At 69.1% G+C, this 25,381-nt stretch carries 15 protein-coding genes; 8 read left to right on the top strand and 7 right to left on the bottom strand.

Annotated elements, in window-relative coordinates; translation table 11 throughout:
* The first annotated feature begins 7 nt into the window (after positions 1-7).
* Together QHF89_RS31120 and QHF89_RS31115 are read left to right on the top strand one after the other, a co-directional pair.
* Positions 8-400: a DUF4150 domain-containing protein gene (locus QHF89_RS31120; RefSeq protein ID WP_136933552.1), complete on the top strand. Its 393-nt coding sequence runs from the start codon at positions 8-10 to the stop codon at positions 398-400.
* A gap of 36 nt (positions 401-436) precedes the next feature.
* Entirely contained in the window at positions 437-1,141 is a 705-nt protein-coding gene (locus QHF89_RS31115) for a hypothetical protein (protein ID WP_136971212.1), read from the top strand.
* Here the strand turns inward: QHF89_RS31115 and QHF89_RS31110 are convergent, their stop codons facing one another.
* The 3 genes from QHF89_RS31110 to QHF89_RS31100 all read right to left on the bottom strand — a co-directional run bounded on the left by QHF89_RS31110 (position 1,142) and on the right by QHF89_RS31100 (position 4,103).
* The gene (locus tag QHF89_RS31110) at positions 1,142-1,828 is read right to left on the bottom strand and encodes a DUF3750 domain-containing protein (protein WP_136933550.1); all 687 of its coding nucleotides are present in this window, start codon (positions 1,826-1,828) and stop codon (positions 1,142-1,144) included.
* Entirely contained in the window at positions 1,825-2,589 is a 765-nt protein-coding gene (gene thiM, locus QHF89_RS31105; RefSeq protein ID WP_483880025.1) for a hydroxyethylthiazole kinase, read from the bottom strand. The genes QHF89_RS31110 and thiM overlap by 4 nt, the downstream gene beginning before the upstream one ends.
* An 89-nt stretch (positions 2,590-2,678) precedes the next feature.
* Complete coding sequence (locus QHF89_RS31100) at positions 2,679-4,103, bottom strand: L-serine ammonia-lyase (RefSeq protein ID WP_136971210.1); 1,425 nt, start codon at positions 4,101-4,103, stop codon at positions 2,679-2,681.
* Positions 4,104-4,210: 107 nt separating this feature from the next.
* Between QHF89_RS31100 and QHF89_RS31095 the strand changes: the two genes are divergently transcribed.
* From QHF89_RS31095 to QHF89_RS31080, 4 genes are all read left to right on the top strand, one after another.
* The gene (locus QHF89_RS31095) at positions 4,211-4,495 is read left to right on the top strand and encodes a hypothetical protein (RefSeq protein WP_136971209.1); all 285 of its coding nucleotides are present in this window, start codon (positions 4,211-4,213) and stop codon (positions 4,493-4,495) included.
* Between the two features lie 13 nt (positions 4,496-4,508).
* Complete coding sequence (locus QHF89_RS31090; protein ID WP_136971208.1) at positions 4,509-5,966, top strand: TolC family protein; 1,458 nt, start codon at positions 4,509-4,511, stop codon at positions 5,964-5,966.
* A 10-nt stretch (positions 5,967-5,976) separates the two neighbouring features.
* Entirely contained in the window at positions 5,977-7,281 is a 1,305-nt protein-coding gene (locus QHF89_RS31085; RefSeq protein ID WP_136971207.1) for a copper oxidase, read from the top strand.
* An 82-nt stretch (positions 7,282-7,363) separates the two neighbouring features.
* The gene (locus tag QHF89_RS31080) at positions 7,364-11,257 is read left to right on the top strand and encodes an ATP-binding protein (RefSeq protein WP_136971206.1); all 3,894 of its coding nucleotides are present in this window, start codon (positions 7,364-7,366) and stop codon (positions 11,255-11,257) included.
* 6 nt (positions 11,258-11,263) lie between these two features.
* On the opposite strand, the gene QHF89_RS31075 is transcribed toward QHF89_RS31080, so the two are convergent.
* The 4 genes from QHF89_RS31075 to QHF89_RS31060 all read right to left on the bottom strand — a co-directional run bounded on the left by QHF89_RS31075 (position 11,264) and on the right by QHF89_RS31060 (position 21,980).
* Positions 11,264-11,887: a hypothetical protein gene (locus QHF89_RS31075; RefSeq protein ID WP_136971205.1), complete on the bottom strand. Its 624-nt coding sequence runs from the start codon at positions 11,885-11,887 to the stop codon at positions 11,264-11,266.
* 144 nt (positions 11,888-12,031) lie between these two features.
* Positions 12,032-15,193: a PAS domain S-box protein gene (locus tag QHF89_RS31070; RefSeq protein WP_136971204.1), complete on the bottom strand. Its 3,162-nt coding sequence runs from the start codon at positions 15,191-15,193 to the stop codon at positions 12,032-12,034.
* Positions 15,194-15,533: 340 nt separating this feature from the next.
* On the bottom strand, positions 15,534-16,505 hold the full coding sequence (locus QHF89_RS31065; RefSeq protein ID WP_136971203.1) for a ThuA domain-containing protein: 972 nt from the start codon (positions 16,503-16,505) through the stop codon (positions 15,534-15,536).
* A 384-nt stretch (positions 16,506-16,889) separates the two neighbouring features.
* The gene (locus QHF89_RS31060; RefSeq protein WP_284721144.1) at positions 16,890-21,980 is read right to left on the bottom strand and encodes an AAA family ATPase; all 5,091 of its coding nucleotides are present in this window, start codon (positions 21,978-21,980) and stop codon (positions 16,890-16,892) included.
* 363 nt (positions 21,981-22,343) lie between these two features.
* Between QHF89_RS31060 and QHF89_RS31055 the strand changes: the two genes are divergently transcribed.
* Positions 22,344-22,802, top strand: coding sequence for a nuclear transport factor 2 family protein (locus QHF89_RS31055; RefSeq protein WP_136971201.1), 459 nt, complete (start codon positions 22,344-22,346; stop codon positions 22,800-22,802).
* Between the two features lie 374 nt (positions 22,803-23,176).
* The gene (locus QHF89_RS31050; RefSeq protein WP_136971200.1) at positions 23,177-25,381 is read left to right on the top strand and encodes a multiheme c-type cytochrome; all 2,205 of its coding nucleotides are present in this window, start codon (positions 23,177-23,179) and stop codon (positions 25,379-25,381) included.

Genomic DNA, 25,381 nt, shown 5'->3' with positions numbered 1-25,381 from the left:
ATCTGCCATGTTCGCGAATACGCAGATGATGGGAATGGATCTCGGCTTCCCGGACGTGTGCCTCACGCCCACGCCCGCGCCCGTGCCCATTCCTTATCCCAACATCCAGATGGGGCCGATGACCGTCCCGGCGGCCTACCACTGCCTGATGATGTGCGCGCCTGCGCATAACATGTTCTCGACCGGCGTGATGAGCATGGGCGATACGCCGGGCATCGCGCTCGGCGTCGCGAGCGGAATGGTGATGGGGCCGCGCCGCCACGTGACGGGCGCGTTCACGTGCCTCGTCGGCGGAGCGCCGGTCACGCGCATGACGAGCGCGGCGATCCAGAACAACACGAATTGCCCAGGGATGCGCATCGTGCCGAGCCAGGTGCAGGTGCTCGTCCTGTCGCCTTGAGGCGCCGAACTCCAAGGCGAAGCCCGGAATCCTAAGATGGGCGCTTGTCGGATAGGAAAACCTGCCTTCGCCGGACTCGCGGCGGTCGCCGCGTTCACGAGCTTTTTGGTGCCGGCGCGGGCCGAGCTCCCCGGCGTCGAAGACCGCCGTTATGGCCTCGGCAGCGTGAACATGTTCCTGCGGTATGCGCAGGTCCGCGACCCCGAGGCCGCGCGGGATCTGTCGGGCCTGTTCATGGGCGGGCTCTCCGCGCGTGCCTTGTATGGCAAGCGGCTCGCGTATGCGTTTGGCCTGGGGCTCGAGCTCGGCGCGGGCGGGGCGCCGGGGTTTGGCTTCGGGTTCGAGCTCTATCCGGCCGGCGTCGCGGTCGCGATCGGGCCGTCGGGGTATTTGGGGCTGTTCACCGGGATCGGCGTGAACGGCGTGACGGCACGCGTGCCCATGACGCTCGTGCTCCCGACCGAGGTCCGGCTGGAGCTCGACGTGACGAAGCGAGCGCGGATCGGCGCGCTCTTCGCGGTGAACTGGACCCCGGCGGACGATGTGCGGCAAACCCGCACGGGGTTGATCCCGTTCGTCGACGAGACCACGATGGCCCTCACGGCGCGGTTCGGAAAGACGTTCGAGAAATACGGCACGCTGATGGGCCGCGGGTATTTCTTTCGCCTGGAGCGGCGCGAGCTGATGCGGACCGTGTTCCTCGGGCTCGCCTTCGGCTGGCAGCTCGACGCCGCGAAATGATCAGCGATCGTCGAAGCCGATCCGGCCCGGGTTGACCGGCAAGATCAACGCCGGCGGCCACCAATCCACGCCGATCGTCAATCCCAGGATGTGCAGCTCCACGCCCTCCCGCAGGCCGAGCCTCACGCCGGCGATCCACGTCTCGACCTGCAGGCCCGTGCCGCCGCTCGTCGTCGAGATCCCGATCGGCCCCCGATAATCTTTGCCGATGGCCGTCGACGGCAGGTCGACCGGGATCTTGCAACGCCGGAGCATCTGATCCACGTAGGTATTGCTGTTCGGGCCGGGGATCGGCCAGTAATCGGGGTGCTCCTCGTTGTACCGCGGCGTCTCCTCGTCGAGGCATTGGACGATGTTTCGGATCGAGGCCCGGTCCCCCTCGACGACCCCGTGCAGCGCCACGTCCCCCTCGCCGAAATACTCCAGCGGCTGCGTCGTCGGCTCCTTGAAGGCGCGCGAGAGCAGCTCGTACCGGAGCAACGAGCCCTGGTCCGCGACGTTCGCCACGATCCACGCGTGCCGCGCCACCATCGTGATCGGCTCGGGCATCTCGCCGCTGAGCACGGCGACGTAAGGCTTGTCCGCGGCTGGCAACGTGGTCGGGCGCCGCAGGACGACACAACCCGCGCTCGACGTGAGCGCGGCCGCAGCGAGCGCGACGTGGGCGAGGAGGCGGGCTTGGTTCACGCGATCCTCACGCGCGCGAGAGCGGTTTCGTCGAGCTGGTACAGGGCGTCGAGCAGGTTCATTTGCAGGCTGCCGGGGCCGGCGCTGCGCGCTCCGGCGATCTCGCCCGCGACGCCGATCACGGCCATCGCGTGCGCGGCGGCGACGAGCGGATCGGGCTCCACCGCGAGGAAGGCCCCGACGAGCGCGCTCGCCGTGCATCCGAGGCCCGTCACCCGCGTCATCATGGGGTGGCCGTTGCGGACGGCGAGCAGCTTGTCGCCGTCGGTCACGTAATCGACGGCGCCGCTCACCACGACCACGCATTTGTAGGTCTGCGCGAGCTGCCGCGCCGGTTCGATCGCCGCTTGGGACGGGTCGGTGCTGTCGACGCCGCGCGTGTGCCTCGAACTCACGGCCGCGAGGGCGAGGACCTCGGAGGCGTTCGCCCGGATGACCGTGGGCCCGATCTGCGCGAGCTGATCCGAGACGCGCGTCCGGAGCGGCGTGGCGCCGACCCCGACCGGATCGAGCACCCAGGGTTTTTCGAGCTCGTTCGCGCGTGTAGCGCAGAGGCGCATCGCCGTGATCCATGGCGACGAGAGCGTCCCGATGTTGATCACGAGCGACGAGGCGATGGCCACGAATTCCTCGACCTCCTCGGCCGCGTGCACCATCGCCGGCGCGGCGCCGAGCGCGAGGAGGGCGTTCGCCGTGGTGTTCATCACGACGTAATTGGTGATGTTGTGCACGAGCGGTTGGCCCGTTCGGACCTTTTGCACCGATTCCCAGACTGCGCGCACGTGATCCCCCATGGCCTGCTCTCTGCTCGAAGCGCCGATCTTTGGGACAACCGGGGACGTCTGTCAACCTAGCATTCGGGAATGCCGACGCTCACGTCGACGCCGGTGTCGAGCGGGGCTTCGAGCACGTGCACGGCGAGGCCGCCGCGCGCGGTCTCCTTGTACTTCTCCTTCATGTCGGCGCCCGTGTCCCGCATCGTCTTGATGACCTTGTCGAGGGCCACGAAATGGCGGCCGTCGCCGCGCAGCGAGAGGCGCGCGGCCTGGATCGCCTTGATCGCGGCCATCGCGTTGCGCTCGATGCACGGCACCTGCACGAGGCCGCCGATCGGATCACACGTGAGCCCGAGGTTGTGCTCCATCGCGATCTCGGCCGCGTTCTCCACGTGCGCGGGGCTGCCGCCGAGCACCTCGCAGAGCGCGCCCGCCGCCATCGAGCAGGCCGAGCCCACCTCGCCCTGGCAACCCACGTCCGCGCCGCTGATCGAGGCGTTCTCCTTGTAAAGCAGCCCGATCGCCCCCGCCGTGAGCAAAAAACGCACGACGCCGTCGTCCGTCGAGTGGGGAATGAACCTGCGGTAGTAATGCAAGACCGCCGGAATGATCCCCGCCGCGCCGTTCGTCGGGGCCGTGACCACGCGCCCTCCGGCGGCGTTCTCCTCGCTCACCGCGAGCGCGTAGAGGCTCACCCAATCCATCGCCGTCAGCGGATCACGCAAGCCCGCCTCCGGGTTTTCGAGCAGATTCTGGTAGAGCCCCGGCGCGCGCCGCTGCACGTGCAGGCCCCCGGGCAGCGTGCCCTCCGTGCGCAGGCCGCGCTGCACGCAGGCCTGCATGACCTGCCAGATTCGCAAGAGCCCCGCCCGCGTCTCGGCCTCGGGCCGGAAGATCGACTCGTTCGCGAGCATCAGGTCGCTGATGGAGAGCCCGCCCGCGGCGCAGGACACGAGCAGCTCCGAGGCCGTGCGGAACGGGTAGGGAGACCTCGCGCTCGCGGCTTCTTTCGGCGCGCCTTCGCCCGCCCCGGGGTCGTCGACGACGAAGCCGCCGCCGACCGAATAATAGACGCGCGCGTCGAGGACCTCGCCCTCCGCGTTCGTCGCGGTGAATCGCATCCCGTTCGGGTGAAACGGCAGCGTCTTGCGGGAGAAGAGGATCTGCGAGGGGAGCGTGAAATCGATCTCCTTCTGGCCGAGCAAGGCGAGGCGGCCTGTGGACCGGACGGCGCTCACGAGCGCATCGACGCGCTCGACGTCGACCCCGTCGGGCGTCTCGCCGAGGAGGCCGAGGATCACGGCCTTGTCGCTGCCGTGGCCCTTGCCCGTCGCGCCGAGCGAGCCGAAGAGCTCGGCCTTCACCTGGGCCGTTCGTTCGAACGCGCCTCGCTGCGCGAGCCCCAGGGCAAACGTGCGCGCGGCCCGCATCGGCCCCACGGTGTGCGAGCTCGACGGTCCGATGCCGATCTTGAACAGATCGAAGGTGCTGATGGTCATCGCGGGGCTCGAGTGTACTCCCACCGCGCGCCCCTCGCCTGGCGAAGCGCGCGGAGGTGCTACATTCGCCCCGCGCGGACAGGCTGTTCCGCCGCGCCCTTTCCGCGATGAAGATGCTTCCGACCTTCCCGTGTTTGATCGTCGCCCTCGTGACGGCCGCCTGCGCCGCCGAGCCCCCCCAAACCTTCCGGCCGGCGTCGCCCGCGAACCCCGCGGCCGCGCCGGCGAAGCGGCCCTCCGTGGGCGCTGTGCTCGCCGCGACAGACCCGCTCGAAGCGCGCGTCTGCGCCGAGGGCGCTGCGTGTGTCCTTCCCGGCGCCCCGGCCGCGGACGCGCCGCCTGCGGAGCACACCGGGCACGGCGCGCATCACCATCACCACCACGGACCGTGAGGGAGCGGAATCCATGACGAGCTCCCGTGTTTTCCAAGGTCTTCCCGTCCTGCTCGTTTGGCTCGCCGCCGCGGGCTGTGGCCACGGGGCCCTCGACTCGGACGTGCGCGAGGTGAACGAGTTTCTGGCGGCGCAAGGGGCGGGGCGAACGCCGGGCGGCGCGGCGCCACCCTCCGCGACGCTCCCGTCCGAGGAGCGCTGGGAGGAGGATCCGGCCGAGGCGCCGCGTATCCTCGCCAAACCCTTGCATGCCGAGGCGGCCGTGCGCCTCTCGCTCCTCTTGAACCGCGATTTGCGGGCCTCGATGTACGAGCTCGGCATCGCCCGTGGCCGTGTCGTCACGGCGGGGCTCTTGCCGAACCCCGAGGTCGAGGTCTCGCTGCGCGCCCCGCAGGACCCGTTTCAAACACTACAGGCCGACATCGGGATCGAATACGACATCTCGCGGGTGATCCTCTTGCCCCTGCGCAAGGGCGCGGCCGAGGCGGAGCTCGCGGCCGAGCGCGTGCGCGTCGCGGGGCAGGTGCTCGACACGGGGTATCGGGCGCGGATCGCGTTTTACGAAGTGCAGGCGCGCCAAGGCGTGCTCGATTTGCGCGGGCGCGCGCTCGCCGCGTACCAGGCCGGGTATGCCGCGGCGGAGGAGCTCCACCGCGTGGGCAACCTCCCGGACGTGGACCTCGCGACGCAACGCGCGGCCGTCGAGGCTTCGCGGATCGAGGTCGCGGAGGCGGAGAACACGCTGCTCGACGCGCGGGAGCGGCTCAACCTGGCGATTGGTTTGTCAGGGGAGCAGACCTCGTGGACGGCGCCGGATCCGCTCCCGCCCCCCGAGGTCGATACGATCGACGCGCATGGAGAGAAAAAGGCGCTCGCGGCGAGCTTCGAGCTCGCGGAGATCGCGGGCCGGATGCAGGCCGCGGGCAAGCGCGTGGGCGTGGCGCGCGCCGAGGGCAGCTTGCCGCACCTCTCGGGCGGGTTTCATAGCGAGCACGACGGCCGGAGCTGGGAGATCGGCGGGCACGTCACGGTGGGGCTGCCGATCTTCGATCGGGCGCAGGGCCGCGTGATCAGCGCCGAGAGCGAGCTCGGGGTCCTGCGGGAGCGGTACGTGGCGACGGCGACGACCGTGCGCGCGAGCCTCCGCATGGCGCAGAACCGCGTGGAGTCTGCGGGCAAACGGTCGAAACATTTCCGGGAGGTACTGATCCCCGCCCGGGAGAAGGCGCTCGCCGAGACGGTCTTGCAATACAACGCGATGCAGGTCGGCGTGTTTCAGGTGCTCGAAATGCAGCGCCGGGTGACGGACACGGGCATCGCGTACACGGAGACGCTCCTCGAATACTGGAAGGCGCGCGCGGCCCTGGAACAGATCCTCGCGGGCCGGCATCGATCGGTCGGGCTCGCGGCGCCGGGCGTCGGAAGCCTCGGCATGGGCGCGGCGGACGTCGGGGCAGGGCAGGACCACTGAAGGAGGCACCATGGATCGACGTGATTTCGTGAAGATCGGCGCCGCGATCGGCGGCGCGCTCGTCGCCTCCGAGGCGCTCGCCCAGGGCGCGCCCGACAAGAACGCGGGCAAACGTCCGCGCCGCGCCGGGCCTTTCCCCGGGGGACAACCGGCCGTCGTCACGCCCAATGGGGCGACGCTCCCGCTCGTCGAGAAGGACGGCGTCAAGATCGGCCACCTCGTGGCAATGCCGGTCAAGCACACGTTCGCCCCCGGCCTCGACGCCGAATGCTGGGGGTACAACGGCCGCGTGCACGGCCCCACGATCGAGGTCGTCGAGGGCGACCGCGTGCGGTTTTACGTCACGAACCGCCTCCCCGAGCCGACGACCGTGCACTGGCACGGCGTCATCCTCCCGAACGGCATGGACGGCGTCGCGGGCGTCACGCAAAAGCCGATCGAGCCGCGGGAGACGCACGTCTACGAGTTCACGTTCTCGAAGGCGGGCACGTTCATGTACCACCCCCATTACGACGAGATGACCCAGATGGCGCTCGGCATGGTGGGGATGATCGTCGTGCACCCGAAGAACCCCAAGGGCCCGCGCGTGGACCGCGATTTCGCGCTCGTCACCCACGAATGGGCGATCCCCGCCGGCACGCGGCGGCCGGATCCGAACGAGATGACGGATTTCAACGTGCTGACCTTCAACGCGAAGGCCTACCCGGGCACGGCGCCGCTCGTCGTGGGCAAGGGCGAGCGCGTGCGCATCCGGCTCGGCAACCTCTCGGCGATGGATCACCACCCCATCCACCTGCACGGCTTGACCTTCGAGGTCGTGGGCACCGACGGCGGCGAGGTCCCGGTCTCCGCGCGTTTCCCCGAGACGACGGTGCTCGTGCCGACGGGCAGCGTGCGCGTCATCGAGTTCGTGCCCACGGAGCCGGGCGATTGGGTCATGCATTGCCACATGACCCACCACATGATGAACCAGATGGGCCACGGCTTTCCCGTGATGGTCGGCGCGAATGCCAAGAAGATCGACGCGCGGGTGCAGGCGCTCGTGCCCGATTACATGACGATGGGTCAATCCGGCATGGGCGGGATGGACGACATGAAGATGCCTGTCCCGAAAAACGCGATCCCCATGCGCGGCGGCAAAGGTCCGTTCTCGACGATCGACATGGGCGGCATGTTCACGATTTTGAAGGTGCGCGACGACCCGGACGCCGAGGATGGGAGCGGCTGGTATGTGCACCCGAGCGGGACGGTGGCAAACAAGGCCGACAACGTGAAAATGAAGGCAGACGGGATCGATCCGGACGTGACGTTCTAGAACGCAAGCGCCTGACAAGCGTCCCGGACGGCTGGTTTTTCCGGGCTAGCATCACGGGCGTACGTCCATTAAAGCTGGATTCATGGCTCCGCGTGGTGTCCAGGATGCAGCGGTCGAGGGCTGGCTCGCCGGCGGGGGCGAGATGGGCGCTTTGATGCGCTCGTTCGATTGGTCGCGGACCCCGCTCGGCCCGGTCTCGGGCTGGCCGACGAGCCTCAAGATGATGACCGGCGTCGTCTTGAACAACCGCTTCCCCATGCTGATCTGGTGGGGGCCGGAGTTCATCCAGGCGGTCTACAACGACGCCTACCGGCCTATCCTCGGCAACAAGCACCCCGCGTCGCTCGGCGCCCCGGGCAGCGAGGTATGGGCCGAGATATGGGACGTCGTGAGCCCGATGGCGCAAAGCGTGCTCGAGGGCGGGCCCTCGACGTGGAGCGAACATCTGCTGCTCTGGATGCAGCGGCGCGGGTTCGTCGAGGAGACGTACTGCAGCTTCTCCTACAGCCCCGTCCCCGACGACGAGGGGCGCGTGGGCGGCGTGCTCGTGACCGTGCACGAGACGACCGAGCAAATCCAGGACGACCGGCAGCTCCGAATGTTACGCGACCTCGCGGCCCACTCCGTCGACGCGCAATCGGCCGAGCAGGCGTGCCGCACGGCCGCCACGATCTTCGCGACGAACCACGCCGACCTGCCCTTTGCGTTGCTCTACCTCGCCGACGGGCGCGAAGGGGAAGCGAGGCTCGTCGGAGAGAGCGGGCTCGTTGGGTACGAGGGCCCGGCCAAGCCCGCGGCTCTCCCGCTCCGGGGCGACAGATCGCGGGCCGCGTGGCCCCTCGCCGCCGCGGCGCGCATGGGGCGGGAGGTCCTCGTGGAGGACCTCGCCGCGAGGTTCGGCGCCCTGCCCGGCGGCGGCTGGGGCGACCCGCCGGCGCGCGCGCTCGTCCTGCCCCTCGTGCGCACCGGGCAACCCGAGCCCTACGGCTTCCTCGTGGCCGGCGTGAGCCCGCATCGCCTGCTCGACGAGCGCTACCGCGGGCTCTTTCGGCTCGCGGCCGATCAGGTCGTCACCACGATCAGCAACGCCCGCGCCAACGAGGAGGCGCGCGCCCGCGCCGAAGCGCTCGCTGCGATCGATCGCGCCAAGACGGCCTTCTTCAGCAACGCGAGCCACGAGCTGCGCACGCCGCTCACCCTGATCCTCGGGCCGGTCGAGGACGCGCTCGCGTCGGACGCGGGGGCGCTCCGCGGCGAGGGCCTGCGGTGGGTGCATCGGAGCACGATGCGGCTCGCGAAGCTCGTCAACGCGCTGCTCGATTTCTCGCGGATCGAGGCCGGGCGTATCCACGCCGCGTACGAGCCGACCGACCTCGCGGCGCTCACGGTCGACCTCGCGAGCGCGTTCCGTTCGGCCTTCGAGCGGGCGGGGCTCGTGTTCGAGATCGACTGCCCGGCGCTGCCGGAGCCGGTCTTCGTCGACGCCGACATGTGGGAGAAGATCGTGCTGAACCTGCTCTCGAACGCGCTCAAGTTCACGTTCGAGGGGAAGGTCCGCGTGGCCTTGCGCGCGGCTGAGAGCCACGTCGCGCTCACGGTCGAGGACACGGGCACGGGGATCGCCGCGCACGAGCTGCCGCGCCTCTTCGAGCGCTTCTACCGCATCCAGGGCGCGCGGGCGCGTACGCACGAGGGCTCCGGCATCGGGCTCGCGCTGGTGCAGGAGCTCGCGCGGCTGCACGGGGGGCGCATCGAGGTCACGAGCGAGCTCGGCCGGGGGACGACGTTCTTGGTGGAGATCCCGCTCGGCGCGGCGCACCTGCCCGCGGATCGCGTCCGATCCGAGCCGGCGCCGCCGTCGTGCCGGATCGGCGCGGCGGCGCCGTACGTGGAAGAGGCGCTGCGGTGGCTGCCCGACGAAGGCGCGGACGCCGGCGACGTGCCGAGCGCGCCGCGTCTGCCCGTGGAGCCTGCGCTCGGCGCGCGCGCGTCGACCCCGAACGCGCGCATCCTGCTCGCCGACGACAACGCCGACATGCGCGCGTACGTCGGGCGTATCCTCGGCGAGCACTGGCAGGTCGAGGCGGTCGGGGACGGCGCGGCGGCGCTCGAGGCCGCGCGCGCGTCGCGGCCGGACCTCGTGCTCACGGACGTGATGATGCCGAACCTCGACGGCTTCGGGCTCCTGCGCGCACTGCGCGACGACGCGGCGCTCGGCGACGTGCCGGTGATCATGCTCTCGGCGCGCGCGGGCGAAGAGTGTCGCGTCGAGGGCCTCCAGGCGGGCGCGGACGACTACCTGTCGAAGCCCTTTTCCGCGCGCGAGCTCGTGGCGCGCGTGGCGATCCACTTGCAGCTCGCCGAGCTGCGGCGGAGCGCGGTGCGGGAGCGGGAGAAGATGTACGCGCTCTTCATGCAAGCGCCGGTGGCGATCGCGTCGTTCCGCGGCCCGCGGCACGTCTTCGAGCTGGCGAACCCGTACTACGAGACGATGGTCGGCAAGACGAACCTGGCGGGCCGGGCGTACGTCGACGTCTTCCCGGAGCTCGCAGACCACCCCATCATCGGCATCCTCGACCGGGTGTACACGACCGGCGTCCCCTACGTGACCGACGAGCTGCGGATCGACATCGATCGCGGCAGTGGGCACGTGGAGGAGTCGCACTTCAGCTTCAACCTGTTCCCCGTGCGCGGGGCGTCCGGGGAGCCGGAGGGGTTTTTGTGCGTGGCCGTCGACGTGACGGAGCGGGTGCGGGCGCGCAAGCGGCTGGAAGAGGCGATGCAGGAGCGGGAAGAGCTGCTCGTGCGGGAGCAGGAGGCGCGGCGCCAGGCCGAGTCGGCGAACCGGTCGAAGGACGAGTTTTTGGCGATGCTGGGCCACGAGCTGCGCAACCCGCTCGCGCCGATCACGACGGCGCTGTACCTCATGCGGATGCGCGCGGGCGACGTGGCCGCGCGGGAGCGCGCGGTGATCGAGCGGCAGGTGAAGCACCTGGCGCAGCTCGTCGACGATCTCCTGGACGTCTCGCGGATCACGCGGGGCAAGGTGGAGCTGAAGAAGGAGCGGATCGAGGTCGCGGAAGTGGTGGCGAAGGCCATCGAGATGGCGAGCCCGCTCCTGGAGCAGCGGCGGCACCACCTGACGGTCGAGGTGCCCTCGCGGGGCCTCGTGGTGGACGGGGACGGGACGCGCCTCGCGCAGGTGATGTCGAACCTGCTGACGAACGCGGCGAAGTACACGGAGTCGGGCGGGCAGATCGTGGTGGAGGCAGAGCGGCGGGGGCGCGACGTGGAGATCCGGGTGCGCGACAACGGAATCGGGATCGCCGCGGACGTGCTGCCGAGGGTCTTCGATTTCTTCGTGCAGGACAGCCAATCGCTCGACCGCGCGCAGGGAGGGCTCGGGCTGGGTTTGGCGATCGTGCGGAACCTCGTGACGATGCACGGAGGGACCGTCTCGGCGCGGAGCGAGGGGAAGGGGCGCGGGAGCGAATTCGTGGTGCGGCTCCCGGGCGTGGCGGGGCTCTCCAAGGCGGAAGGGGCGCGGACCTGGGGAGGGGAGGAGGCGAAGGCCGCGGTGGCAGGGCGCGCGGGGCATCGCATTCTGGTGGTGGATGACAATGAGGACGCGGCCATGCTGCTGGCCGAGTCGCTGGGGAGCCTGGGGCATCAAACGCGGGTGGCCTCCGACGGGCCGTCGGCCTTGCGGCTCGCCGAGAACTTCCGGCCGGACATCGCGCTGCTCGATATCGGCTTGCCCGTCATGGACGGCTACGAGCTGGCGCATCGGCTGCGGGAACGGCCGGAGCTCGACCGGCTCCGGTTGATCGCGGTGACGGGGTACGGGCAGGCGTCGGATCGGTCCCTCTCGCAGAAGGCCGGATTCGACGCCCATCTCGTCAAGCCGGTGCAATTCGATCGGCTGGCGGGGCTCGTCGAGGAGCTCTTCGGGCAGGAGGGGGAGGCGGAGGAATAGCCGCCGCTAAAACGCCGTCCAGAACCGGCTCCGCCTCGACTTCGCGCTCTGCCGCCCTTCGTATCCTTCCTTCTTGTCCGGCCCGAATGCGACGCCGAGGACGAACGAGCCGCGGAAGAAGTATTCGTCTTCCTTCATCTGCTTGCCCGTCGCGACGTGCTGCCAGGTGACGCCGTGGGGCGTGAAATCGGCTTGCAATCCGATCACGAAGAAGTCGAGGATGAACGCGGTGCGGAGCCCGGTCGTGAACGCGACGGTATGGTTGTCCACGATCTTGTAATCGGGCGCGTCCACGGTCTGGAGGTCGAGCGGGAACCGCGCGCCGAAGAAGGGCCGCAGCTCGAAGATGTCCGCAAACTTGATGGACCAGCTCCCGTGCACGGCCGGCCCCAGGTACCGATACGAGCCGTAGGTGCCGGCATAGTTGACGCCATAATCGAGCGTGCCGCCCAGGCAGATGGCGTCGAGGAGCCGAAGCTCCAGGGTGCCGCCGACCGCCGCCTCGGTCCCCGCGCCCCCGTGCACCGTCGCGACGAACCGATGTCCCTTGTCGCGAGCCGAAGCCGCAGGCAAGAGCGCGAAGAAGCCGAGGAGCGCGGAAGCGAACTGCGCAATTCGAAGACGAGTCATCGGAACACCTCCAGAAGGGATCCATTCCGGGCTGCGGAAAGGAAGCTCGTCCCGAAGAATGTGGGCAGCCGTCTGACCAGCGACGCTCATCCGACGAGCCGTGGGAATCCGCCGACGAGGGGCGCTCTGGGGGCGACGAGGCGCTCAAGCGCTGGCGCGGGATCTTGCGGCCTCGGCCATCGGCACGGTGAAATGGAACGTGCTGCCATGCCCGAGCGTGCTCTCGGCCCAGATCCTCCCGCCGTGGGCTTCGACGATCCCCTTGGCGATCGCCAGGCCCAAACCCGACCCGAGCCTCGCGGTCTCCTTGGCCTGCCAGTACCGCTCGAAGAGGTGGGGCAGTTGCGCGTCGGGGATGCCGGGGCCCGTATCCGAGACGCAGATCTCGATGTATCGATCCGAGCGATGGGCGTGGACCGTGACGACGCCTCCCTCCGGCGTGAACTTGATCGCGTTTCCCAGGAGGTTCGAGAAGACTTGCAGGATTCGATCGTGATCCGCGAGGATACGCGGCAGGTCGGGATCGAGCTCGTGGGTGACGTGAATCGACCTCGCGGCCGCGAGGGTCTCGATGGATTCGCAGCAGATGCCCACGATGGCTCGAATGTCGTGGACCTCGGGCTCCACGACGAAGGTCCCCGATTGGATCTTGGCGAAGTCCAGGATGCTCATGATCAGCCGTTGCATGACCGTCGCCGAGCGGTCGACGCTGTCTGCGATCTTCGAGAGCCGCGCCCGCACGTCCGGATCGTTGGGGCGGAGCCTCTTCAGCAGACGCGCGTTCATCAGGATGGCCGAGAGCGGGTTCTTCAGATCGTGCGACACGATGGCCACGACGTCTTCCCGTGTTCGAATGGCCTCACGGAGCTGCGTCTCGATGTTCTTTCGTGCGGTGACATCGCGGATGATCGCGGTCACCTGCAGCTCGCCGTCGACGAGCACGGGGCTCAGGGAGACGTCGATGGGGAACTCGCTCCCGTCTCTTCGCGCGGCATAAAGATCGAGACCCGCTCCCATGGGGCGCGCGTGGGGATCTGCGACATAGGCGGTCCTGTGCTGGACGTGCCCCCGATACCGCTCGGGGATCAACATCTCCACCGGCTGATCGATCACCTCCTCGGGCTCGTATCCGAACAGGGACGCGATCTGCTTGTTCACGAGCGTGATGCACCCCCGGGCGTCGACGACGACGATCGCGTCGTGGGCGCTCTCCACGAGGCTTCGATAACGCCGCTCGGCCACCTCGCGCGCGCGCTCCGCCCGTTTTCGCTCGCTGATGTCGCGAACGAAGCTCAAGAGCCTCCCATCGGGGGAGAACTTGGCGCTGATCTCGACCGGCAGATAACTGCCGTCCTTCTTTCGCAGATCCCATTCAGCGACGTCGACGGTTCCGGGCTCCGCCAGGCGCCTCAGGGCGGCCTCGAAGCGTGACGCGGCCTCGGGCGGGATCCTGTCGAGGAGCGCTGTGCCGACGAGCTCGTCCCGGGAGAGGCCGAGCATCCCGCACCCGGCGCCATTCACGTCGATGCAGCGCCCCGCCGCGTCGACGACGAAGATCCCGTCGGCCGCGAGCTCGACGAGATCACGATACCTCTGCTCGCTGCGCCGGAGCGCCTCCTCGCTCCTTCTCTTGGCGGTGATGTCGTCGTGCACGGCGACGAGGACGAGCCCGTGCTCGGGGTGGCGGAACTGCGACGCCGTGACGCGACACCAGAAGGGCGTCCCGTCCTTCCGGACGTTGTGGATGTCGTAGGTCGCGACGTTTTGCGCGAGAATGGTCGACACGAGCCGACGCGCGAGCTCCTGCGCGCCTCCGGTGACGTCCTCGAAATTCAGGATCGAGACGTGCCGCCCGATGAGCTCTCCGGGGGCATACCCGAACATGGCCTCGAATTTCGGGTTCGTGTGGACGATCGACCCGTCGGAGGCCTTCACCAGGCAAGCTCCTTCGGCCATGTTGTGCAGGATCTCCGCCTGGAGCGCCACCTGCTGCGTACGCTGCTCGACCCGCCGCTCCAGCTCCGCGTTCGCGTTCTTCAGCGCGTCCTCCGCGAGCTTCCTCTGCGTGATGTTCTCGACGAACATCAGAATGCCGCCGATCTCCTCGCCGTCCTCGTGCCAGGGGCGGACCTCCCACCGGATCCACGTGACCGTGCCGTCGGCTCGCTCGAAGCGATCCTCGTCGCAGCGCTCGACCGCGCCGGCGAGGCAACGACGGTGCACCTCTTTCCACCAGTCGGGGACTTCGGGGAAGACCTCGTAATGAGACTTGCCCACGCAGTCCACCGCCTCCAGGCGAAAGTCGGAGATCCATCGGCGGCTCACCCAGAGGTATTTCATGTCCCGATTGAACATCGCGACGGCGCCGGCCGCGTGGTCGATCATGAGCCTCCAGTGATAGGCGGCCCTCTCCCGCGCATCGTCCAGTCGATTGAGCTTCTCCGAGAGCCGCCATAAAATGGCGGACAGGACGGTCGTCCCGAGCGCGACGATGAGCACGACCGAGAAGCCCAGATCGAAGATGTGGTGGGTGCTCCCCAGTTGCACGAGGAGGCCGAGCACCACCAGCGTCAGCAGGGCCGCGGGCAGCGTTCGTTTTGCCAGCGCGCCCCCGGGCTTGTCGCTCACGAAGACGGACATGACGCCGACGCGAGGTCGGGCGAACAGCAGGCCGAGCGAGAGCAGCGTGAACGCAATCTCCGTGTGAATCGCCACGGAGGAGTAAGGGAAAAACGTGATCATGGCGTGGACGCCGTACAGATATCCGAGCAGCCCCAGCATGGAGAGGAACAGGCCCAGGAGGACCGGGATTTGCCACGGCCAGTTCCGGCGCTTGGAGGACTGCTGGAGGAGCAGCGCCAGGCCGAGCGACAAGAACTTCAGCGCTGTGATCGGCGCCATGCGCCCCGGCGGGGTCGGGGAAAGGGCGGAGTCCGCATCGGCGACGAGCGCCTCGTCGATGGGAAGAGCGAGCCCGCACAGGTACTCGGCGAGCGTCACGGCGGCCATGCAGGTCACGAGGCCCCCGCAGAGCAAGAGGAGAATGGTTTTGCCTTTCGAGCGACCCTTGGCTCGTTCTGCGTGGAGCACGAGGAGGGCGAGCCCCATCCATGCGAACGAGACCGCCGTGTTCACCTTCATCGACGGGAAGTGCGTCCTGACGCGCGTCAGCTCCTCCACGTCGAACGCCCAGCCCATCATCACGAGCACCGCGATCACGAGCACGGCGACCCCGAATGCCATCGATGCTTTCTGGTACAATGCGATGAGCCGGCTGCAAGATTCGGTGTCGCCCTTCGTGCTCATCACCTCCCCCTCTCGCCATCAACCGCGACGCTCGCCCGTCTCCTCGCCGTGACCCCTCCAGGCCACCGGAGACAGGCGGTCGAACAGCGCAGGCTCCTCGTGCCTCACACGGGAGGTTCGGCATCGCTTCGACATGACCGCTAGGGTATCTCGTAGCACGTCGCCGGTTGTCGTATCGTCTCTTTGTCCGTTCCCGGGACGCAGATAGGCGTCGCCGCCGGGCTCGACGTCAGGGTCGACGATACCGGTCGCCCGGTTCGTATCGAGGCGGAAGCGAGGGCGGAGGCTCGACGTGTGGAGGGGGGAGGAACGAGGAACGAGGACGCCGGAGGGGCCTGCGTCAGTTCGGCGCCGGAATGTCCACCTGGCAGTTCTTCGCGGGCGTCAGCCACTTGATCGCATTCAACCAGAACAGCTCGACCTGATATTCCGGGTGCCCCGTCCACTCGGAGTCGTACGTGATCCATTCGTCGCCCCACATGAGCACGTGGCCGCTCTCCACGTCCTGCGCCTTGAGCACGTCGTGCCCTTGCTCCGAGGCGAGCGTCTGGCCCATTCCCTCGACCGGATATCCATTGTCGATGCCGATCTGCGTCACGCCGTTCGTCACGGGATGCGCCACCCAGGTCGAGACGGGGATGGTCGAGCCCCCGGCCTGCGGGAGGATCTGCTGCGCGCCGTAGCTCATGCCGAAGGCGCTGAGGAGCGTGTTCACGTTCGTCCGCTCGTTCGGGTCGGCATACCCGATGAGCGTCATGAAGCCGCCCCCCGCCTTCACCCACGCGCTGAGCGCCGCGACCTCGGCCTCCGAATACGAGCGGTTCAGCTCGTTCAGGTTCTGCGCGACGATGACCTGGTATTTGTCGAGCAGGTCCTTCGTGAGCACCTGGTCGTTCAGGGAGACGGCTCCATTGTCGCTCCGGGTGTCGAGCCACGTGGCGAAGACATCGCCATTGCCCCACTGGCCGGGCAGCCCGAGCGTCGCGACGCGCAGGCAATCGCAGATGCCGTCGTTGCCCACGTCGACGTTGTCGATGACCCCGTCGCCGTCGTTGTCGATGCCGTCGCACACCTCGGGCCCGCCCCCGCCGGAGCCACCCGCGCCGCCACTGCCGACGAACGCGCCCCCGACGTTGTCGCCGCCTTGTCCGGCGCCGCCTTGTCCGGCACCACCCTGTCCAGCGCTGCCGCCTTGTCCCGAGCCGGTCGTGCTCGCGCCGGCGCCGCCGGTCGCAGTCCCGCCGCTTTGTTCGCAGCCAGAGGCGAGCACGAACAGGACGGCGGCGAGCTGAAGTGCATAAGAACGTTGCATTCCTGCACTATAAGGGTTCATACGCGCGGCACGCAATCCAGATGGATGGCGAGGGCTTGCTCCCTACGTGGAACCGGTTCGAGGGGGTCAGACGACCGGGTCGAAGGGGTCACACGACCGGGTCGAAGGGATCACACGACCGGGTCGAAGGGATCACACGACCGGGTCGAAGGCGTCGGCGATCGGGTCGAGGGCGTCGGCGATCGGTTGGAGGGGGTCGCACGACCGGTTGGAGGGGGTCGGGTGACCGGGTCGAGGGGGTCGGCGACCGGTTGGAGGGGGTCGGCGACCGGTTGGAGGGGGTCGGGGGACCGGGTCGAGGGGGTCGGCGACCGGGTCAACAGGGAAGGTGTCTTACGTTCCCCTCGGGCCTCTTCGCCGTGATCAATTCCGCCGGCGCGCGCGGCCCATGGCGTAGGCGATGCCGCTCTGGAGCGTCCCCTTGGTCACGATCGCGGTGAGGTCGAGGTCGAGGTCCACGATCGCGCGCGCGAAGTCCGGGCGCATGCCCGAAAGGACGACCTCGGCGCCGATCAGGCGGAGCGCGCTCGCCGATTGGAGCAAGGCGCCGGCCGCGCGCGCGTCGATGCGCTTCATCCCCGTCACGTCGATGATGACCGTGCGTGTCCTGTGCGCCTGGGCTCCGTGGAGGACCGCTTCCATCATCGCCTCGGCGCGCGGCGCGTCCATCGTCCCGATGAGGGGGAGCACGAGGATCTCCTCCGTGATCGGGATGAGCGGCATCGAGAGCTCGTCGAGCCGCGCGCTTTGCATCTGGATGATCTCCTCCTGCAGCGCGGCGCGCGCGGTCTCCGCCTGCGCGCGTTCTTCCAGCTCCTGCTCCAGGCGCTCGTTGGCCGCGGAGAGCTCCTCGGTGCGGCGGGCGATTCCCTGTTCGAGGTGCTGGTTGAGCTCCCGCAGCTCGGCGCCCATCGATTGCAGCCGGTCATAAAGCATCGCGTTTTCGATGGAGATGACCGCCTGCGCGCAGAGCATCTGCAAGAACTCCAGCCGCTCCTCGGCGAACGCGCCTGCGGTGCGGTTGTGCTCCAGGTACAGGACGCCGCGGCAGCGGCCCTGGTGGATCAGCGCGACGGCAAGCACGCTCTGGGGCGCGGCGCTCCGCACGTGCGCGTCCGCCGCGAAGCGCGGGTCACGCGTGGCGCTCTCCAGCACGAGCGGCTCTTGCGTGCGCGCCACGTAACGGACGATGGATTGGGCCAGATCCGCGCGCGCTTCGAGGGGGGTGTCGAGCCGAGACTCGACGAGATCCGGGCTGACCTGGAATCGAGCCTCGACGACCCACGCCCCGTTGCGATCGAGGATCAAAAAGCCGCGCTCCGCCCCGGCATTGGCGAGGATGATGCGCATCAGCCGCTGGATGAGCTGATCCAGGACGATCTCGCCGGAGAGCGCCTGCGCGGCGCGGACGGCCGTCGTCAGGTCGAGCAGCTTGCCGACCGTCGACCGGATCGAGAGGGTCGTCGTGCCGGGCCCGAGGGCCGGGGTGGACGGGACGTCCGGCGTGGAGAGCAGGGCCCTGTGTTTTCGTTCGAGCTGCGCGACCTTGATCGTGGCCCCCCAGCGGAGGTAGCCGTAATGGGCCTCGGTCAAATAGGTGCGGGCATTCTTCGATTGTCCCCGCCCGAGGAAGAAGAGGCCATAAAGCTCGTTCGTGATCGCCTCGTCCTGCGGGAAGCCGTGCTTGGCGGCCAGCGCGAGGGCCTGCTCGTAGGCGTCGATGGCTTCACTCGGGCGCCCTTCGAGTTTCGCGATCTCGGCCGCGACGAGGGCATGCCGGTGGGCGGTGTTCTCCGGACAGGCGCCCGCGAGCGAGGCGAGCTTGTCCCGGTACCGGACGAGCCGCTCGAGGAGGCGTGGCTTCTCTTCGGGCTTCGCGTCCGGGTACACTGCGGCGAGCACGAGGCTCGCATGGAAGGGCAAATCGGTGGGCCAGTGATGCCCCACGACCGCGCCCGCGGCCTCCTCGGCGCTTTCGAGGAGCGGGAGCGCCGCTTCGGGGCGGTCGTGCAGGAAGAGCGTGAGCGTCTTGTAGGTGAAATAGAGGACCCGGACGAATCCCATGAGGACCGGATCGAGGCCCGCGACCCACGCCGCCTCGTCGAAGGTCCCGTCGTTGAAGGACGTGGGGCTCTCGGTGTCTCCCCGCAGGCAGGCGATCGTCTGCTGGATCGCGACGAGCTGCGCGCTCGACATGGGGTTCTGGATCCGCTTCAGGATGGCGCCGCTGCGACGCGCCTCGGCGGTCACGACGTCGAGCGGATCGCCCAGCCGGAAGAGGGTCACCGGGACGAAGACACACGCGAACGAGCCATACACGAGCTCGCCCGACTGGAGGCTCAGTTGCCGGGCCCGCGCGAAATGCGGGACCACCCGCCGCAGCGGATGGGCATACCCGGCGAACGTCGCGAACGACTGGGTCACCTTGCAGAGGAGCGCCGGGTCGCCGTGTGTCTCGGCGAGCCCGAGCCCGACCTCGCCGAAGACGCGGCTCTCGGCATAACGCCCGAGCGCCCCGGCCAGATAAAACCCGTACGACACATAGGATTGCGCGGTCGACCCGCAATGGCCACGCGTCATCCCGCGCGAGGTCTGCGTGGCGAGGACGAGCTTCCAGAACCGGATGTCGATGCAGTACGCAGGGACCAGCAGATCGGGGAGGATCCGGGCCGCCGCGAGCTCCTCGGGATCCGTGAGCTCCGGCGACGCGAGGAGCGCGGCGGCGCCCCCCTCCGCGAGGAGGTGATCGATCCGCTCGACCTCGCGCGTGGCCATCTCCTCCGCCTCCTCCGGGGTCGGGGGCAGGTCGACGCCGAGCAGCGCGAGGGCCGCGCGCCCCGCGTCCATGGCCTCGGAGAACCGCCCGAGCGAGGTGTACATGATGACCCGCACGCCATACGCGTCCGCGCGCTGCCACGCGCGGACGGCCCGCGCGAGGATGCGGTCGATGAGCACGTCGGCCTGGGCCGTGCGCCCCGCCATGGCCTCGCACTCGGCCTGATCCCGGAGGAGCGAGAATGTCAGGTCGTCTTCGTCGATCCACCCCTCGTCGTGGACGAGGGCGACGCCCGCCGCGAGGAAGGCCGCCGCCTCGCTGTAAGCTCCTTGGCCGCGCGCGGCCCGGCCGGCCTGGAGGTCGAGCCGCGCGACCGTCCGTTTCTCCTCGGCGTCCTTGATGTGCGTGGCGCCTGCATTGAACTGGCGGGCCGCCTCGAAGAGCTCCTCGGGCCGCGCGCCCTCGCCGAGCGCGTGATGGAGCCGCCGTCCGATGCGCAGGTGAACCCCGGCCCGGACCTCGGCCGGGGCCAGCGCGTATGCCGCCTGCTCGACGCGATCGTGCAGGAATCGATACCGCGCATTGATCGGGGTCTCCCCGCCTATGCCCATGCCGTCCGGGGGAGGGAAGCCGGACGCGACGCTCGGGACCTCGACGTCGTCCGACGTCGGCAGGAGCAGGTAGTCCTGATCCAGGGGCACGAGGTACCCCTCCCGGAGCGCGGGCCATAACGAGGCGGCCACGCGGCCCGGGGGCTCGCCGGCGATCGCATGCAGCGTCGAAAGGTCGAACTCGCGGCCGATACACGCCGCGAGGGAGACCATCTGCTGGGCGCGCAGATCGAGCTGCCCGAGGCGCGCGGCCATGAGATCCGCCACGTTGTCCGCGATGGGGGCTGCGGCGATCTCCGCGTCGTCCCACGTCCATTTCCCTTCGGCTCGATCCACGCGAAAGAGGCCGTCGCGATGGAGGGCGAGGAGGAGCTGCGAGAGGAAAAACGGATTGCCCCCCGTCTTGGCCCCGAGCTGCCCCGCGAGCGTCCGGAGGCGCGCCGGGTCACTGCGCGGGAAGGTGTCCCCGAGGAGGCGCACGACGCTCTCCTCGTCGAGCGGATGAATCGCGAGCTCTGTCGGGATCACGCCTTGCTTTCGGATTTCGCGCAGCGTCATTCGAAGCGGGTGTGTCTCGTCCACCTCGGTGTCCCGATAGGCGCCGAGGAGCATGACGGCGCTCCCGGCCGGATCCGTCGTGAGCAGGCGCATGAGCCAGAGCGACGCGGCGTCGGCCCATTGCAGATCGTCGATGAAGAAGACGAGCAGGCGTTGCGGGCCGGAGAGGGCGCGGACGAAGCTCTGCATCAGCATGCCGAGCCTGTTCTGCGCCTCGACGGGGCCCGCAGGGGGGGCCGGGGGCTGCGGGCCGATGACACGCTCGAGCTCGGGGACGAGGTCGATGAGGAGCGCGCCGCCCTGGCCCAGCGCCGCGAGAAGGGCGCTCCGGCGCTCCTCGAACCGATCCGGCGGCTCGCTGAGCACGCCCTTCACGATCTCGCGGAAGATCTGGATGAACGCGCTGAAGGGCATATCGCGGCGCAGCGCGTCGAATTTGCCGGCGACGAGGTTTCCCCCTCGAAGCGCGAGGGCGCGCTGCACCTCCTGGACGAGCACCGATTTGCCGACGCCCGCCGCGCCCGCGAGCAGGACGATCTCCGCCCCGCCGCGGCTCATCCTGTCGAACGTCGAAAGGAGGGCCGCGACGTCCGCTTCGCGCCCGTAGAGCTTCTCCGGAATGGTCAGCGTATCGCGGAGGTCCCTGTGCCCGAGCTCGAAAGGCGGGACAGCGCCCGTATCGAGGGCCTCGACGCACCGGGCAAGATCGGCCGCGAGCGCGGCGGCTTGTTGATAACGGTCCTCCGCGGCCTTGGCGAGGAGCTTCATCACAATCGCGGAGACGACGTCGGGGATCCCATGCCGTCGCTCGTGCGGGGGCACGGGCATCCGCGCGGCGTGGCTGTGCACGAGATCGATGGGGTCCTGCTCGTCGAAGGGCAGGGCGCCGGTCAGCATCTCGTAGATCGTGGCGCCGAGGGAGTAGAGATCCGCGCGGGAATCCACCGTGCGCCGGAGGAGGCCGGTCTGCTCGGGGGCGATATAGGCGAGCGTCCCTTCGAGGAACGCGTGGCCCCCTGCGGGTGCGCTCTCGTGGGCCAGCAGCGTGGCGATGCCGAAATCGATGAGCCGGACGTCGGCGGGGCGCTCGCCCACGAGGACATTGTTCGGGTTGACGTCTTTATGGATGACGCCGCGCGCGTGGACGCCGTCGAGGATCCGCGCGAGCGCGAGCGCGATGTCGAGGCAGGCGCGGAGATCGAGCGGGCCCCGTCGCAGGCGGAGCGTGAGCGATTCGCCGCCGGTGTCTTCGAGGACGAGCGCGAGGCCGGCGCCGTACCGGAGGAGCGCGTGGGCCTTGAGGATGCCCGGGCCCTCCAGCATGCGCAGGAGGGCGTGCTCGTGGCGCAGCCTGGCCAGCTCACGCGGGTGCGGGTGTTCCCCCCTCGTCACCTTGAGCACGACAGGCGTGCGGTCGTTTTCCCGGAGACCACGGTAAAGGGCCACCCCAGGCCCCTCGTGAATCTTATCGAGTCCGGAATAGTTTGGAATGAAGAGCGTGGCATCCATGTAGAGCGTTGCCCTTTTTGGCCCCCGAACGGCCCCCCGAGCGTTGGAGGGCGAGGGTTTCACAACGCTGGATATTCGTCAACGCCCACTTGATCCGAAGTTTCGTGTTCGGGCGGCCCATGGAAGGTAACGACACCAGGCGTCGAGGAGAATGCCGCGGTGCGCCACTTTGGTGAAACCGAATCCAGGTCAAACAATGTCCGTACCGCGGCATTCTTTATGCCGCGTGTGCCGAGGACGGTGCTATCTTATCGATATCTCGCGCGCGCTGGCTCCATTGTGGATGGCGTATGACCGCGCGGGTTGTCATGCGCGTCGGCGCTCGCGGGATGGATGTCCACTTACGATGTCATGAGGTGACCCATGTCCGGAAAAGCTCAGATCAAGCAAAAGCTCGAGATTCACGATCTCGTCGCCAGGTTCGCCGATCTCGTGAACCGCAAGGCGATGAATGAAATGCACCACCTCTTCACGCCGGACGCGGTGCTCGACATCACCGGCTTTCAGCACATCGTCGGTCGCAACAACATCATCACGTTCCTGACCGACATCCTGAGCCTCTGGAGCGGTATCGTGCAGGCGGTCCACTCCGGCACCGTCGAGATCGTGCCGGGCACGCACCCCAAGCGGGCCACGGGGCGCTGGTATCTGACGGAGTTCGGCGTGAAGGAGAACGTCGACACCTATGTGGGCGGCGTCTACAGCGACGATTACGTGCGGACGGCGAGCGGATTCCGGTTCACCCGGCGTCGGTTCGATCTCCTTTACATGCGCGCCGGGGCGACCGTCACAGCCCAGGCGTTCCCCTCCGACCTGCCCTGAAGCGTCGCGCCGGGGCTTTGCCCCGGACCCCGCGGGGGGCTGTCCGCCCCCTCGACCCCGGACCAGCGAGGCGCTGGACCCAAGTTCGATGAACTGCGCGATGCGCAGTTCATCGAACAGGCCCGGTCAAGACCAGCAACGACCCTGCCCACCAAGACAGCCGCGCCGCGGGTTCGGCTGGCGACCTGGCTTCTTCGTCGGCCTGTTTGAAAACCTGCGCGGAGCGCAGGTTTTCAATCCTGGGTCCAGCGCCTCGCTGGTCCGGGTGCAGGGGCGGAGAGCCCCTGCTGGGGCCTGGGGCAAAGCCCCAGCGAAGCGGCTTCGAGCCTTGCATCCCGCTTGCCCCCGCGCGTTGTCTCGGCGAGCATGCGCCCATGCGCAGGCAGAGCGCCCTGTTCGGGACCGTCCTCCTCTCCTCGGTCGCCCTCGCGGCCTCCTGCGCTCCTTCCGGCGGCACGCCGGAGCTTTCACCGAAGACCGCCGCCCCCGCCGCCGATCCCCTACGGGGTCGTATCTTCGCCACCTTGCCCCAATCCAAGCTCGACCTCGCCCCGGCCGAGATCGTCTTGAAGGGCAAGCACCACGGCAAGGAACTCGCGGACGGCAGCGAGTGCGAGGGGTGCCACGCGGACGTCGCCGCCGGCTTTCGTGGCAGCGCCCATGCGTTTGCTTCGTTCAACAACCCCATGTACCGGGCCGCCGTCGATCGGTTCCGCGCCGACGTGGACCACGACAAGAGCCGGTTCTGCGGCGGTTGTCACGACATCTCCCTGCTCGTCGACGGCGCCATGGACAAGGCCATCGAGCCCTCCGACGCGCGCGCGCACGCCGGGATCGGGTGCCGGACGTGCCACGGAATCGAGGAGGCGCGTATCGACGGGAACGGGAGTTATACGCTCAGCGCCGAGCCGTTCCCCGCGCCCAAGCCGAGGGATCCCAGGAGCATCGCCGCGCACAAGGCCCGCGCCGCGACCCCCGCGCTGCGGACGGCCGCGATTTGCGCGAGCTGCCATCGGGCCTTTTTGAACGAGGGGACCGGGAACGCGCATCACCTCATCGGGCAGGACGACGTGACGCCGTGGCAACAATCCGTGTATGCAGGCTCGCGCGTGCACGCGCTCGACGAGGAGGTGGCCGAGCAGGATTGCCGGGGCTGTCATATGCCCCGCGTGCGCGCGGAGCGGGGGGATCCCGCGGCGAAGGAAGGGAAGATCGCGTCGCACGCGTTCCTCGGGGGGCATACGTGGCTCGCGGCGATCCGGAAGGATCCAGACGTGCTCGCGAAGACACGCGTGTTCCTCGAAGGGTCGGTGTCCATCGATATCGCGGCCGTGATCGGCGCGGATGGGCATCGGACGTTGCCGGCGGATGGAGCGCCGGTGGCGGCGGGGGAGCGGGTCGTGGTCGCGGTGGCGCTGCGCAATGAACGCGTGGGGCACAGGTTTCCCGGCGGGACGATGGACGCGGCGGACGCGTGGGTCGAGGTGGAGGTGCGGGACGCGAACGGCGCGCTCGTGGCCGAGGCGGGGCTCGAGCACGAGGCGACCGGCGACGATCCGACGGCGCACCGGCTGCGCGCATTGCAGGTCGGCGACGACGGGAAGCCGCGGCTGGAGAGGCAGACGGAGCAATTCCGGGCGCCGGTCTTCAATCACACGATCCCGCCGCGGGGCGCGCAGGTGGTGGAGTATGGGCTCGAAGCGCCGGCCGGCGTCGCCTTCCCGCTGCGCGTGATCGCGCGGCTGCGGCACCGGACGCGGAGCCTGCCGGTGTTCCACGCGGCGTGCGAGGCGTCGAAGAGCGAGCGCGGGAAGGCGTTCCGCGCCGCAGGTTTTGATCTCGACGGGTGCACGCCCGAGCCCGTGACGAAGGTGGCCGAGGCCGACGCGTGGATCGGGCCGGGCTCCGCGGGGCGGAAGCCGGAGAAGCCGGGCAAGCCGAGGTGGCGCAGGCTCTACGATCACGGGCTCGGGATGATCGGCGCTTTGCAGGAGCGGCGGGACGAGGCCGGGCCGAGCCTGCTCGCGGCGCTCGCCGAGGCCGAGGCCACGGGCGAGGCGAGGCCGAAGGCGGTGGTGATGGCGGCGCTCGCCTTGCTCGCGAGCCGGCAAGGGCGGGTGGACGAGGCGATGGGTTGGCTCGACAAGGTCACGCCGCTCGCGCCGGACCACCCGGCGATCCCGTATCTGCGCGGCGAGGCGCTCGCGCAGGTGTGGCGGTTCGAGAAGGCCACGCCGCCGCTCGCCGAGGCCGCCGCGCGCGCGCCGGGCGACGACGCGGCGTGGGTGATGCTCGCCGTCGCGCGAGGCAGCGCGGCCGACGCGCGGGGCGCGCTGGAAGCGGCGCGGCGAGGGCTCGTGGTGCAGCCGCGGGATCACGATCTCTTGCGCGTGCAGGCGCTCTCGCTGGCGGCGCTTTCGGCGCCGGAGGCCGAGGTGACGGCGGCGTGGGCGGCCTGGCAGAAGGTGCGGCCGGCCGATGTGATCCCGCGGGTGAAGGCGAAATGCAGCCGCGAGGTGCCCGGCTGCGCGCTGGAGCGGAGCCCGGTGCACGTGCATCCGCTGCGGATGCGTCGGTAG

It is taken from the genome of Polyangium sorediatum, assembly GCF_029946465.1.
Taxonomy (GTDB): domain Bacteria; phylum Myxococcota_A; class Polyangia; order Polyangiales; family Polyangiaceae; genus Polyangium; species Polyangium fumosum.
Note: the sequence above shows the minus strand (reverse complement) of the source record. Positions and strands in the feature narration are given on the sequence as shown.